The 14,214-nt window shown below is 34.6% G+C and carries 15 protein-coding genes and 1 pseudogene; 6 read left to right on the top strand and 10 right to left on the bottom strand.

All coding sequences use genetic code 11. The features are described from left to right. The first annotated feature begins 279 nt into the window (after window positions 1–279). Window positions 280–374, top strand: a pseudogene (locus HMPREF2937_RS13680). Window positions 375–495: 121 nt separating this feature from the next. Continuing rightward, the gene (gene lif / locus HMPREF2937_RS06050; RefSeq protein WP_142351409.1) at window positions 496–1,737 is read left to right on the top strand and encodes a lysostaphin resistance FemAB family serine transferase Lif; all 1,242 of its coding nucleotides are present in this window, start codon (window positions 496–498) and stop codon (window positions 1,735–1,737) included. Between the two features lie 107 nt (window positions 1,738–1,844). Here the strand turns inward: lif and HMPREF2937_RS06055 are convergent, their stop codons facing one another. Further along, complete coding sequence (locus HMPREF2937_RS06055) at window positions 1,845–3,893, bottom strand: cation:proton antiporter (RefSeq protein ID WP_070864216.1); 2,049 nt, start codon at window positions 3,891–3,893, stop codon at window positions 1,845–1,847. A 305-nt stretch (window positions 3,894–4,198) separates the two neighbouring features. On the opposite strand from HMPREF2937_RS06055, the gene HMPREF2937_RS06060 reads away from it, so the two are divergent. Together HMPREF2937_RS06060 and HMPREF2937_RS06065 are read left to right on the top strand one after the other, a co-directional pair. Further along, entirely contained in the window at window positions 4,199–4,402 is a 204-nt protein-coding gene (locus HMPREF2937_RS06060; RefSeq protein ID WP_002481404.1) for a DUF1659 domain-containing protein, read from the top strand. Between the two features lie 15 nt (window positions 4,403–4,417). Then, complete coding sequence (locus HMPREF2937_RS06065; RefSeq protein WP_002481403.1) at window positions 4,418–4,630, top strand: DUF2922 domain-containing protein; 213 nt, start codon at window positions 4,418–4,420, stop codon at window positions 4,628–4,630. Window positions 4,631–4,682: 52 nt separating this feature from the next. On the opposite strand, the gene HMPREF2937_RS06070 is transcribed toward HMPREF2937_RS06065, so the two are convergent. After that, window positions 4,683–4,907, bottom strand: coding sequence for a hypothetical protein (locus HMPREF2937_RS06070; RefSeq protein ID WP_002481402.1), 225 nt, complete (start codon window positions 4,905–4,907; stop codon window positions 4,683–4,685). A 320-nt stretch (window positions 4,908–5,227) separates the two neighbouring features. Between HMPREF2937_RS06070 and HMPREF2937_RS06075 the strand changes: the two genes are divergently transcribed. Continuing rightward, window positions 5,228–6,151 (top strand): efflux RND transporter periplasmic adaptor subunit, encoded by a 924-nt coding sequence (locus tag HMPREF2937_RS06075; RefSeq protein WP_070864217.1) that lies wholly within the window; start codon window positions 5,228–5,230, stop codon window positions 6,149–6,151. Between the two features lie 326 nt (window positions 6,152–6,477). Beyond that, window positions 6,478–6,852: a global transcriptional regulator SarA gene (gene sarA, locus HMPREF2937_RS06080; RefSeq protein ID WP_002481400.1), complete on the top strand. Its 375-nt coding sequence runs from the start codon at window positions 6,478–6,480 to the stop codon at window positions 6,850–6,852. 138 nt (window positions 6,853–6,990) lie between these two features. On the opposite strand, the gene HMPREF2937_RS06085 is transcribed toward sarA, so the two are convergent. From HMPREF2937_RS06085 to HMPREF2937_RS06120, 8 genes are all read right to left on the bottom strand, one after another. After that, window positions 6,991–7,704 (bottom strand): hypothetical protein, encoded by a 714-nt coding sequence (locus tag HMPREF2937_RS06085; protein ID WP_070864218.1) that lies wholly within the window; start codon window positions 7,702–7,704, stop codon window positions 6,991–6,993. A gap of 116 nt (window positions 7,705–7,820) precedes the next feature. Continuing rightward, window positions 7,821–8,327 (bottom strand): SA0570 family protein, encoded by a 507-nt coding sequence (locus HMPREF2937_RS06090; protein ID WP_002481398.1) that lies wholly within the window; start codon window positions 8,325–8,327, stop codon window positions 7,821–7,823. 166 nt (window positions 8,328–8,493) lie between these two features. Further along, window positions 8,494–9,318 carry an alpha/beta fold hydrolase gene (locus HMPREF2937_RS06095; protein ID WP_070864219.1) on the bottom strand — a complete coding sequence of 275 codons (825 nt, stop codon included), beginning with the start codon at window positions 9,316–9,318 and terminating at the stop codon, window positions 8,494–8,496. Continuing rightward, entirely contained in the window at window positions 9,293–10,036 is a 744-nt protein-coding gene (locus HMPREF2937_RS06100; RefSeq protein WP_070864220.1) for an HAD family hydrolase, read from the bottom strand. Before HMPREF2937_RS06100 ends, HMPREF2937_RS06095 begins: the two co-directional genes overlap by 26 nt. Before the next feature lie 58 nt (window positions 10,037–10,094). Further along, complete coding sequence (locus HMPREF2937_RS06105; protein ID WP_070864232.1) at window positions 10,095–11,042, bottom strand: FecCD family ABC transporter permease; 948 nt, start codon at window positions 11,040–11,042, stop codon at window positions 10,095–10,097. A 1-nt stretch (window position 11,043) separates the two neighbouring features. Beyond that, window positions 11,044–11,949, bottom strand: coding sequence for an ABC transporter substrate-binding protein (locus HMPREF2937_RS06110; protein ID WP_060803726.1), 906 nt, complete (start codon window positions 11,947–11,949; stop codon window positions 11,044–11,046). 136 nt (window positions 11,950–12,085) lie between these two features. Then, window positions 12,086–13,750, bottom strand: coding sequence for an arginine--tRNA ligase (gene argS / locus HMPREF2937_RS06115; protein WP_057510148.1), 1,665 nt, complete (start codon window positions 13,748–13,750; stop codon window positions 12,086–12,088). Next, the gene (locus HMPREF2937_RS06120; protein ID WP_002481392.1) at window positions 13,751–14,167 is read right to left on the bottom strand and encodes a YwiB family protein; all 417 of its coding nucleotides are present in this window, start codon (window positions 14,165–14,167) and stop codon (window positions 13,751–13,753) included. Window positions 14,168–14,214 lie beyond the last annotated feature (47 nt).

Consider the following 14,214-nt stretch of genomic DNA (forward strand, 5'->3'; position numbering starts at 1 on the left):
TATCTCATCAACCGAATTTATTATAGAGCCGAAAATCGGTGCTTGCGATGACATCGATTTTCGAAGCGACAGTTCCCCTCAAGAGCTGTCGCTTTTTTTGTGTTTAATTCACTCAATCTTTCATCACAAGATCACATCTTTACCCTTTTAAATATAAACAACAAAAATTTAGTCATTTATTATATTTCTTTAAATATCTTCAATTGTTTATCTACAAAATATTTATAATTTTCCTTTACTTTTAGAAAAACTAAAGTTATGATTAATTTAGTTATTCATGGAGGGATACCCAAGTCTGGTTTAAGGGGGTTAATATTTATTTATTAATTAGGAGCACGTCAGTGCTTGCGTTGGTTCGAATCCTTCTCCCTCCGCTTAGTTTTAAACAATATTGATATCGGTTGATAAGTTAACAATTGCGGTTACTTAATCAATCGATTTTTTTTTGTATATCTAATCAATGTTAAAAAACTCTATATGAAAGTAGGTCTTTTTTTGAATTTTTCTAAGTTAAACATTCAAGAATTTGAAAATTTTGTTAATGAAAACGCATCACATTATACCCAATCATCCTCACATTTCAATTATCAAAATGAGCATCAAAATAATGTACATTTAGTCGGCGTAAAAAATGAAACAGGTGATGTATTAGCTGCTTGTTTACTGACTGAGGCACGTTGTTTAAAGTTCTTTAAATATTTCTATACACATCGCGGTCCAGTCATGAACTTTAAAGACCATGAGTTAGTCAGATTTTTTTATGAAAACTTAACGACATATCTAAAAAAGCATAACTGCTTATATGTTTTAACTGATCCTTACCTGTTAGAAAATATTCGAAGTTGTGACGGAGAAATCCTTGAATCTTATGATAACGAAACTTTTATGAATGTGATGAATTTATTAGGTTACCGTCATCAAGGGTTTACTACAGGTTATTCTCAAACAAGTCAGATCAGATGGTTGTCTGTCTTAAACCTAGAAAACAAAGATGAAAAACAATTGTTAAAAGAAATGGATTATCAAACACGCCGTAATATTAAGAAAACCTATGAAATGCAGGTGAAAGTCCGTGATTTATCAATTGATGAAACAGATCGATTTTTTAAATTATTTAAAATGGCTGAAGAAAAACACGGCTTCAAATTCAGAGATCAAAGTTATTTTGAAAGAATGCAGAAAACATACGTTGATAACAGTATGTTAAAGCTGGCTTACATCGATTTAGAAGAATTATTAGAGGCACAAAATGCGAAAGTCGCTGAGTTAAATACAGATATTGAAAATGTTCAAGCGGCATTAAAAGAAAACCCTAATTCTAAGAAAAACAAAAATAAATATGCGCAATACCAAAAGCAATTAGCAGCACAAGAACGAAAAATTACTGGAACGAAAAAATTGATAGAAACAGATGGACCTGTATTAGACTTAGCTGCAGCTTACTATATCTATAATCCTCATGAAGTTTACTACCTATCCAGCGGTTCAAACCCTAAATACAATGCCTATATGGGTGCGTACAGACTCCAATGGGAAATGATTCAATTTGCGAAAAATAAAGGTATTGATCGCTATAATTTTTACGGTATTACAGGAGATTTCAGTGAAGATGCTGAAGATTTCGGTGTTCAAAAATTCAAAGAAGGCTTTAATGCCCATGTTGAAGAATATGTCGGCGACTTTATTAAACCGATTAAACCTTTCTTTTACAAGATTTATCAATTGTTAAATAGATAAAAGTTAACAATTCTCAACTATCTAACAATTTATAATAGTTCTTTCTTTTATCTTACTATATGAAAAAGCACAGCCTGTTTGTTATGCAGACTGTGCTCTATTTATAATTATGTTAAACGGTCCACTAAGACCATTTCATCATAGTTAATCGCTTCACGTAATTTTAAAGCTGTTTTTTCACTGATTTCTTCATCTTCGACCAATTCATTCAAAATATGTCGTTGTTCACGTAAAGCATTGAGCTTGATTCTAGCTACATTATTACGATGACCCGTTTTATTTGAGAAGATATTAGCCGCTGTCAGATTATCTGAACGCATTAAATAACTATCACAAATTGTGCCGATTTCTAATTTGTTATCAGCATTAGCTTCTTTTGTTAAACGTCTGACCACATTATAGTGGACAATGCGCATGATATTTGAGATTTCTTTTAAGTTCTGTTGCACATCTAATGAGGAAGATGCGTTTGTTTGTACACGCACACGACGTCTTAAAATAGCTACTTTAATGCGCATAATAATTCTGCGAATCAATGAAGCTTGACGATACACTTGTGTACGTTCGGCATAGCGCATATAGTTATCAAAATCACTTTGTGTAATTCTGCCTTCTTTCACGAGCTCGTTTAATGTTTCTGTCTCTGTATCAATCGCAATCCCTTGTAAGCGTTCAAGTTCTCTAGAGTTTTCATCATCATCGTCAATCACTTTCATAAAAGCAATACGATCATGATAAATTTTAATGACATTACCATAATTGAATGAAGTTTCAGGCGTCGCATGTCTTCTTAAGTAGTCAATTGTCTGTTCAAGAATATAGATACGAGCTTCTCTGAAACTCATACCTTCCACTTCGACCTTCTTCATGACTGGTGTAATTAACGGTAATAAAACTTGAGCAATTACCAAACTTAATACCACCATACCTGCAGAAATAAAGAGTAGGTCATTACGATAAACAAATGATGTATGTTCTCCAAGCATATAAGGAAACGTCAAAGCAATGGCTAATGAAATCGTTCCATGTACTCCGCATAAAGTCATAATCATCGCGTATTTACTACGTTTAGGTTTCGTTTCTCCTTGTTCTTTATTCTCACCATCATTCATTGCGCGTTGGAATGGACTGACCGGTAAGTAGAAATACGGATATAAAACATACACCCATAAGAAACGAAATACATATACCGCTAAGGCAATCAAACCTGTAATTCCAAGTAAGAAGACTAGGTTCTGCGGCTCTGTTTTAATAATGTTTTTAACAGTTTCAGGTACAATATAGCCTAAAATTACGAATACAAAGCCATTTAATACATAACTCAATAAGTTCCATGTTTGTGTATAACTCAATTTCAACTGGTTACTGATTTGATTAATCCGATCACGCTCAAAACCATGAACCAGTCCTGAAATCACTGCCGCGATAATACCTGAAGCATGGAAGACTTCTGCCGCAAGATATGACACAAATGGTGTCAATAACTGAATGAATACAAACATATTATTGCTTTCTACACCTTTACGTGCCAATACAATACGTAAACGAACTAAGATAATACCGACAATCAGACCAATAACTAAACCGCCGATTGAAGTAATTAAGAACTGACCAATCGCATCCGTAATAGAAAATGCGCCTGTAATCAGTGCTGCGACAGCAATTTTGAATGAAATGATACCTGCCGCATCATTTAACAATGACTCCCCTTCTAAGATTGTCATAGAACCTTTTGGTAGAATTTTCCCTTTCGTAATTGCCGACACAGCTACCGCATCTGTCGGACATAAAACAGCAGCTAACGCAAAGCCGGCTGGCATGGGTAAGCTTGGCCATACCCAATGAATAAAGAACCCTACCCCTATGACTGTTGTAAATACTAAACCTAACGCCATCATCATTACTGGTTTTATGTAGCGCTTCAAACTCACACGCGATACATTAACACCTTCAATGAATAGTAAAGGTGCGATCAACGCAACCATAAAAACTTCTGTATCAAATCTAAAGTTTACCGGAATTGGTGTTAAAAAGATCAGCGCTCCTAAAATGATTTGGATAAACGCTAGTGGTACTTTAGGGAGAAATAATGAATGGATTAATGAACTTAAAATAATTGCTGCTATAAAGACCAAAAGACCTTCAATAATTTCCACAGCGTCACCTCTTTCTTTGTTGTATATACTTCATATATCTTTCTTCAATATCATTGAAGATTCCGACCATATATCAAGTGTCTATGTTTAATAATACTATAATCAATTGTGTGAAATCTATTCTAAAAACTTCATCATCTTATAGATATTGCGATGATTCATCTACCTTAGAGAAGAAGCTTTATATACCTGTTTAATTACCCCGTCACCCCCTCTTTCAAAAGTTTTTGAAATTAATTTTAAAAAAGGGTGTGCTTTTTTTCTAGAAATTTCGATATATAGAGTGAGCAAGGAGGTGAACAGAAATGAAAACAATCAAAGATCTTGCAGTGACACTTATTCGTGTCGAAGACAAAAAAGAAGCAAAACCAGTTATCAAACGTCGTAGATTTGCCCGTTTAAACCCACAAAGCACTGAAGCACAATTAAACAGCTTCAAATCAGCTATTGAAAAATTAACAGGTGAAACATACGACAACATCGAAGTCACAACAGTAGAAACTTTATAAGAGGAGAATCAGATTATGACAAAATCACTAGAATTGATTTATATCAATGAAGCACACAAACCGGTCAAATTCCAAGTTCCAGATATTAAACAACAAGTATCTGAAGAATCTATCCGTAATGCGATGAGCACTTTGTTAGAAAGCAATGTATTAAATCCTCCATCAGGAAAAATCATTGCGATTAAAGGAGCACAAATCGTAGAAAAAGAAACACATGTTATCTTCTAATTAAATATAGCCGAGTTTGCTCAACATTTGAGTAAACTCGGCTATTTTTTGATTATTGCCTCGGTTGAATTACATCTCCGAAAAACACGCGTTTACTACCTAACTTTCTACATAAAGCATAATCATCATAAACATCCACGACTTGCGCTAAATTTTTATATGAATGCTTAGCGTTCAATACTTCTATAAATTGGTGCTGTTTAATACAAGCACTATGTCCTGCATCTATAAAAAATGTTTCCTCGTCTAACACCCGAATGATAGTCATTTTTGTCATGATGCGCCCCCCTTTTCCCACTTTTCATAAATCGCTTTATGTAAAACATCTCGTTTCAACAAATTATATATTGATATTTCAAAAAAATCTACAACTTTTACAATTTACAAATAAAAAGTGACACAATTTACCTATTACTTAACACAGAGCATAACGAGATTAAGTTGATATTCGTCGTTTTTCAGTGCATTTGTGTTATTTTTCTACTTTTTTATATTTATTAAAAATATGCGACAAGATAATTAATTTAGGCGTTGCACCAACCATTATTTACATTGTATAATAACCAAGAAATTAAATAAGATGAGGTGAGCATAATTTTGTTTAAACACCCCTGGTTGATTGCCTTAATACTCCTTCTCCTTTTAAGCGCAACTGCCGTCGGATTATATGCCGCATTCCGACATTACACACTTCAGGCAACTCAAAACGTTAAAACGTACACCGCAACCTATAACCGACCGATTCAATTTTCTGGTATTCAATCTGCTGAAACAACACAATCCTTTTACTATGATGCTCGTATGGGAAGCATCCATGACTGGTATAGTGCTGAAGGTAAAATGATAAAAAAAGATCAGCCATTGTTCGAATACTACAATAAAACACTTGAACAACAATTAACTGCAGTACGTAAGCATTTGAATACTTTAGATAGTCATCAGCATCGTCAAAACTTCCTAAATATGCATACCTATTTGGAACAAGAATATGATCGTATTCAGCTTGGACTCAGAACACAAGTCTTCAGTATGTCAGAAGGCATTGTCCATATTATTGATAAGCATCCAAGTAAGAAAAATCAATTATTTGCGCAAATTCACAGTTCAAAGCGTATAATTAAAGCTTATATTTCTGAAACTGAACTCAAACAATTGAAACTTAACCAATCTGTTGAAATTAAAACAAAAACAACGGAACAGTTTAAAGGCAAAATTTTGAGTATTAGTCATTATCCTGATGTTACAAAAAGTGAAACAAATAAATCTTATTACGAAGTTCAAATTTCTACTAATGGTGTTATACCTGTAGGAACCCACTTTCAAATTACGATTCCTACGCACTTAATTGTCCTTCCAAAGGACGTACTATATGATAAAAACGCAATATTAATTAAAAGAAATGAACAAATGGTTAAAAGAATTATTAAATACCATGAAAAATCGGGTATGGTTATTATTAGTGAAGGTTTATTACCGGGAGAAAAAGTTATTGCTCAACCCAAAAACTTCACATTAAACTAGAGTTCTTATATAATTAACCCATATCAAAAGGCTAAATAGAAAAAATAGACATTATCTTAATTTATAATGTGTAATTCAAATGATGTTCAATAAATTTTCTGGGTTCATTGGGTAATTTTTTGAAAGTATCATTTGTTTGAAATAGCCATTGTTTTATAATGTTTTTTTGTTTACATTTCATTTTTATTTAGTTATAATTAAATAAATAATAGGGGCAGGAATATTTTGATGCAATAGCATCTAGTCCCAATTATGAAATTAATGTTAATATTAGTCTATTTGCCAATAATACTACGATAATGGGAATGTCAAGGGAGGAAATACAAATGGCAGTATCAAAAATTAAAAATTCATCTGATCTTTTAGCAATGGTGACATATGCTGACAAGATGAAAAGCATTATTAAAAAAGAGTTTACAATCAGCTTCGAAGAGTTTGCAGTGTTAACTTTCCTTAGTCAATCAGATGACGAGGAATATTTCTTAAAAGATATTATTAATCACTTAAACTACAAACAACCACAAGTTGTTAAAGCTGTTAAAAATTTATCACAAGAAGATTACTTCGATAAAAAACGTAACGAACAAGATGAAAGAACTGTTTTAATCTTAGTAAATTCTAAACAACGTGAAAAAATCAATGAATTATTAAATCGTATTAACGAGCGTATCTTAACTGCAAACAAAGAAATCAAAATCTGATCAGCTGACGATAGATTATAAAGGATAATACAAAAAGCGTGATGCTTAGAATGACATACATTCAAAGCACCACGCTTTTTGTTTACAACGAAAATACGTATTTTATTGTCATTTTGTATTTTATTTGGACAACTCTTATTATTTCCCTCGTGTAGATAACTTGATTGAATAAAAGATAATAACCGCCAAGATTAATACCCAAATGATAATCGTACCGATTTGCGCTATATTAGGGTCTAAAATAACTGCGTCAATCGTTTTTTGTGCTAACAATAAACCTACACCTGTAAATTCAAAACGCTTATAATACAGGCCTAAACCAGCCATAATTAAGCCGAAAAAGAACACAAAAATATGCGCATATTTCGTTACGACTATAACACCAAGATCAATATTCAAACCATGCAGTGCCACTAAAATAGCCGCCACAATCACAATGCCTATCCCTATCATCACTTCAGCTTTATTGCTATATAAATAATTCTTTCGCACAATCCTGAAATATACAAAAACAGTAATTGGAAAAATGATTAAACAATAGATGAGTGATAATCCTGTCGCAGCCTGAAATGGCACGAACTGTTTATCGTACAGGTAAGAGATTAATAAGAAATTGATAATGAAAAAGAGAATCGGATTCAGCTGTAAACCAAATAAGTTTCTTTGAATGGTTAAAATAATCTCTGCCGATGCCTTTTTACGATATTCGATATAATCGACGTCATGCGCTTCAGATTTCGGTAAATCTTGACGAAGTTTCTCTTTAATATCGTCAATCATGTTTGGCGCAATCCCTTTATAGTTGAAGTAATCACTGATATTTTCTAATAAAATTTTGTCATTCGGTCGCATGATGTGACTCCTTTAAATTTACTATCCTTACTAATTTATCATGGCACAATTGCTTAGTTCAATCAATATAAAGAAGACAGGAGTGTACAACACCCCTGCCTTTATTTCATGTATACTTATTTACCAATATCAATGCGATAAAGTTTTAAGTTTTTATCTTTTGGTGATTGGCTTGTAAATTGATAAGAAGTATCTTTATCTTTAATGTAACCGAAGTTTCCTGTAACTTCATTATAGTTATATCTCCAAGTGACCGTATTGCCTAACTGTTTACGTACAGTATTAAAGCTTGGGCCATCTGCTTTGTTGTATTTCATTGTAACGTGTGTTACCTTGCCGTGGTCTTTTTGACCATCAGCAGTCACAATCAATAAGCCTTTGTCAGAGTTAAACTCATAATAATGTTTTGTTTTATCAGGTTTATAAGAGTACCCTGTGAGTTTTTGTGATTTCAAAACATCTTGGATGTTTTGACCTAGCTTAACGCCTTCTAGAGAAGTATCTCCGTGGTGGATTTGTTGAACGGTTTGAATCGTATTTCCAGACGCTGCATCTGCTTGAGAGATGCCTAGTCCAGTTACCACTGTTGCAGAAACAATAGCCGCTGAAAGTAATTTTTTCATAAGCAATAACTCCTTTGCTCTCTTTTTGTAAATTTCTTGTAACTTTTTCTGCGCTTATTACACTATACCCCTAATTACCCTTGATGTAATCAGTCTCTAGATGTAATCTTTTGTAATATTGTATAATATATTGGAGTTTAATTGCTAATATTAATGATTAAAAACTTTACTGTTGCGTAGTTACGCGTTTCTGCTCATCTTCTAATACTTCATTCACATTGATAAATGCTGTTACAGTTTCTAAGAAAGCTTTCTTTTCTTCACCCATCGGATACAATCCTGAATGTTCAAACGTTTCAACTTGTGCTTGAGCGATTCCTTTTGTATAAGTATCTAACTCTTGTGGTGTTAAACGTTCATCATATTTTCCGACGATAATTAATGCCGGTACTTTTATTTGATGTAAGTCTAAATCAATTTCAGTTTGTTCAAATGATTTTGTTACCGCTTCTTTTTCAAGTCTTGTCATTAATGTCAACGTATCAGAAAAGTGTTTCAACATTTTTCCTGCTTTTTTCGGTGAACCATACGTATGTTTATCTAAGAATTTTTGTTGTTTGTTTTCTTCTAACGTTCTGATTTGATCTGCATACTTTCTGTATAAACGCGCTTCTGGCAATTCTGCTTGTAATGTTGCTGGGTTGATTAAAATAATACCATCACTATACTCAGCGTATTTAGACGCAAAATCTGCCGCAATCGTCGCACCCAGTTCTTGACCGATAAAGAATGCATGTTTGATATATAAGTAATCTAACAAGTCTTTAATATCTTCTACATAATCTGCAAAATCAATATTTAAAGGTTTATCTGAATAACCATGCCCACGTAAATCTACGCTGACGACTTGGTAATCATATGATAATTGCGTCGCAATATCATCGAAAATCGAATAGTTCTCAAAAGCGGAATGAATCAACACAACAGGTTGTCCGCTTCCCTTTGTTATATAATTTAACGTCGTATTATCCTTCGTCGTAAATAGTTCCATTTGCTTTTTCACTCTCCTTAGAATGTGGGGCTATTTTTGGTAATATCTCTAGCAGTTCTTCCAAAGTTGAAATTTCAAAGTCCATCTCTTCAGGTTCTGGTGCCAATTCTACTTCATCATCTTCATGATTGAACCATACACTGACCATACCCATTGCACGGGCCGGTGCAACATCATTCAAGGCATCATCACCGACGTACATCACTTCTTCAGGCTTAACATCTAATTGATCCATAATATCTTCAAAGATTTTAGGATGCGGCTTTCTAAACCCTACCATTTCAGAAGTAGATAAAAAATGAATATAGGATAAGATACCTAAGTTTTCTAAACGGTATTGTTTAATTTTAGATTTACCATTCGCAATCACACCTGTCAAATAACCTCTTTGGATTAAACGCTCTAGTGTATATTGTGTATCATGGTAAGGGAACACGTAACGATAAAAATGTGTTTCAAAATCGCGGAACAAATCTTTCCATGTTAAACGATCGACATGAAATCGTTTGATAATCGCTTTATACAGTTCAGGCTTATCATGATCTTCGTCATCATCTAATTCAATAAACTGTTTTTTAAAATCACGCGCTTGAACATGAACTAAATAATCATGAAATCGTTCATATTGTTCTTCAATAAACTTCTCTCTTGATTTATTACGATCCAACAGCGTGCCTTCTAAATCGAATACGACTGCCTTAATCCCCTCTAAATTCATAAGCTTCTCTCCTATAAATGCCTATTTGGCATCTGTGATTATTTCTTTATTCATCAGATTATTCATACGAGTGTTTCTGGGTTGCGATTAAATACCCGAGTACAGGTATTCCTAATAAAGCAAGAATGATACTTGCTGGAATTTCAATCGGATTCCATAATTGTGCACCTAACGTGTCCGCAAAGACCATCACTGTACCGCCGACAACGCCGTTCAGCAACATTTGTACACCTAATGTAGTCTGCATCGTTCTTCTAATCAGCTGTGGCACAATCATACCGATAAAACCAATAATGCCGGTATACGAGACAATAATAGCTGTCATGATAGATGATAAAGTTAACACCATAAACATCATTTGTCTGACATTCAAACTTAAAGAACGTGCTTTCAACGTTCCGACTTGCAGTAACTTTACCTTCGGCAGCAGTAAGCCTAGTAGCACGATACATAACATCATAATGGGTGCAATCACGTATACTTCATGCAATTCTGCATTAGAAAAACCGCCGAACATATACATCACAATACTTTTCATTCTGCGTTCATCAAGTAGAATCAATAGATATAAAAACGCATTGAATAATGCACCTATCATGATACCTGATAATATCAACGCGCGCATCATATAACCTTGTGAAATTGCGGCAGTCACCCCTAAAACAATAGCTAAAGTTAACATACTTGCAACAATTGAAGCGAACGGAATCCATAAACTGCTTAAACCGATAAATACAGCTAAACCGCTACCTAAAACAGAACCGCTCGCTAAGCCTAAAGTCAGGCTATCTGCAAGCGGATTATTCAAAACGGTTTGAAACATCTGGCCGGCTATCGATAAACCGATACCAGCCAACAATGCCTCGAACACTCTCGGTAAGCGCACTTCAAACAAAATACTATGATTTAAGGGGTCCGACCAGCTGCCTAAATTCCAAAACAAGCTGATTGCGATACTCGCGATTAACGCGAGACACCATCCTATAATAATAGTGGTTTGTTTCATATTATTTTTCATCGCGGTAAATCGCATCTCTTAATGCTTTAAGGCCTTGGTCGATACGAGGACCTGGTCTTGAAATCGTATCACCATCTACCGCTTCAATTCGGCCTTTCTTCACAGCTTCTAAATTCTCAAAGCCGCCACGTTTACGAATAATTTTCAAGTAATCCGAACGTGTGATACCTTCTGTCGTAATTAAAACATTTGGGTCATGTTTAATAATACTTTCCTTGCTGACTTTCTTCCAGCCTTCTAGATCTGCGAAACTATTTTTCGCATGCAGTTCTTCAATCATATAGTTGAAGAATGTATTTTTTCCGGCTGTATAAATCTCTGGTTCATGTGAGACTTCTAAAAAGACAGTCGGTGCTTTTTCATGCTTCGGCACATCTTTCAACACAGCGTCAACACGATGTTTTGTATCATAAACTAATGTGTCAGCTTGTGATTCACGACCTGTGATTTTACCGATTTGTTTGAACGTACCATAAATTTCGTCAAAGTTATGTGCTTCAGGTATGTAGACGACTTTAATGCCTTTTTTCTCTAAATCGCCTAATACTTTATCACCCATACCTTTTTGTGATTCATGCGCCAAAATCAAATCTGGCTTTGCTTTTAATAACTGCTCTTTATTGAGTTTCATCGCATCAAACTTCTGTTTATGTTTAACACTCTTCGGATAGTCATCCACTGTAGACACTCCTATAACTTCTTTACCTAAACCGAGTTGATAGAGTATTTCAGTGTTACTTGGCATCAACGAGATAATACGATGATATTTTTGCGTTTGTTTTGTCTTTTCTTCTGATTGGTTTTTGTTGTCTGCTTTCTCTTTATTACTCGGTGCAGAACACCCAGCCGCAACTAAGATAATTAAGATTAAAAACACCCATAATTTCTGTTTCATCAATTTCTCCTCATACTTGTATTGTAAATCTCATTTTAGCATATTTACGCGGGCTGAGAAGATGAATCTTACAAAAATTTTACAAGTTTAAAAATAAAAAAAGAAGCACCCGTCAAGAATGCTTCTTTATATAATCTTACATCGTATGAGGAGCAGTTACACCTACTAATGCCAAGGCATTACGTAATGTAATTTGTACTGCCGCAATCATAGAAACGTAAGCTTGTGTTTTAGCTTCATCGTCTGTTAAGACTTTATCAGCGTTATAGAATTTATGGAAAGCTGCTGCTAATTCTTGAATATAGTTGGTTACACGATGTGGTGCACGTTGTTCTGCAGCACTTTCAATCATCGGTTCAAATTCTGCAACTTTCTTCAATAAATCAATCGCTTTATCATTTTTAATAACACTGAAATCTGCATTTTCAGATGGCACTACGCCACGTTCACCCGCTTGTTTTAAGATAGATGAAATACGCGCATGTGCATATTGTGCATAATAAACAGGGTTTTCAGCTGAGTTTTCTTTCGCAAGTTCCATATCAAAATCAAAGTGCGTATCTGGACTACGCATTGTTAAGAAGTAACGTGCCGCGTCAATACCGACTTCATCCATGATTTCACGTAATGTAATCGCGTTACCCGTACGTTTACTCATTTTAACTTCTTCGCCATCTTGCATTAAACGCACCATCTGCATGATTTGAATTTCAAGACGTTCTGCATCAATACCGTATGTTTCAACAGATGCTTTCAGACGGTTAATATAACCATGATGGTCTGCGCCGAATAAGTTGATCAAGATATCTTGGCCGCCGTCACGGTGGAATTTGTCGTAGTGATATGCCACATCTGGTAAGAAGTAAGTGTATGTGCCGTCTTTTTTGATTAATACGCGATCTTTATCATCATTAAAGTCCGTTGTACGTAACCAAGTCGCACCATCCGCTTCATACGTATGACCGTTTTCTTTCATTAACTCTAAGACACGTTTGATTTCGCCTGAATCATATAACGTTGTTTCACTGAACCAATCATCAAAGTGTGTATTGAAATCAGCTAAGTCTTTTTTAAGTTTTTCCATTTCATAATCGACGCCTAATTGTCTGAACACTTTTAAGCGCTCATCATCAGGGAGTTCTTGTAGATCAGGGCGTTTTTCCGCTAAATCTTTACCGATATTCACGATATCTTTACCATGGTAGCCATCTTCAGGTAATTCTGCTTCTTTACCTAAAGCTTGATAGTAACGTGCTTCGATAGAACGTGCTAAATTCGTAATTTGGTTACCGGCATCGTTGATGTAATATTCACGTGTAACATCATAACCAGCCGCATCTAAGATATTACATAACGTATCACCGACTGCCGCATTACGCGCATGTCCGATATGCAAATCACCTGTTGGGTTCGCAGAAACATACTCCACTAAGATTTTTTGGTTCTTTTTCTTTTCAGAGCGACCAAAATCTGTATCTTTTTCTAAAGCTTCAGGGATAATCGCAGTTAAGTATTGGTTATTTAAATAGAAGTTGATAAAACCAGGTCCTGCAATTTCGATGTTCTCAACATTCGCTTTAGATTTATCTAAATTGTCCACGATAGCTTGCGCAATTTCACGTGGATTACGTTTTGCGATTTTTGTTAGCACCATCGCAATGTTTGTAGAGTAATCCCCATTTTTTGGGTCTTTCGGAATTTCCACTTTGACTTCAGGAACTTCTTCTGCAAGTCCAGCGGCTTTAACACTTGCTGTTATTTCTTCAATTAATGTTTGTTTGACTTGATCAATAATATTCACTTACTTCAGCTCCTTATAGGTAATTTGGTAAAGGTATGTGCCCATCTTCTCTTCGTTTTGGAAGAGTTCATAACGAATTTTAAGTTTTGATTGGTCTGGTTGTACGTAATGATGAATGCTTAAAGTACGAATAGTTAAAGGAATTTTGCCTGTCGGTATCTCGTATAAAGATACGGTGTCTTTTCCTTCAACAAAATGCAGGTTCTGTTTAATATTCCCGCTGCGCATTAATCTAACTTCATCTTCTTGAATTTTCAATGTAATATGCACCGTCAAGTCTTCAACTTGTTCATCATAGCGGATAAATTCAGCATTCCGCTTCTCTTGCCAAGTGCCATCTGTTTCAAATTCAAATTCATCAAACTCATCATCGCGTTCAATCGTCTGTAATGTTTGGATACGAATGTTTTGATTCAAAGACGCGCTCACCCTATTCTGAATTATTCATTAATATACCAAATTAT

Origin of the sequence: Staphylococcus sp. HMSC061G12 (assembly GCF_001838465.1) — a bacterium.
Taxonomy (GTDB): Bacteria; Bacillota; Bacilli; order Staphylococcales; family Staphylococcaceae; genus Staphylococcus; species Staphylococcus simulans.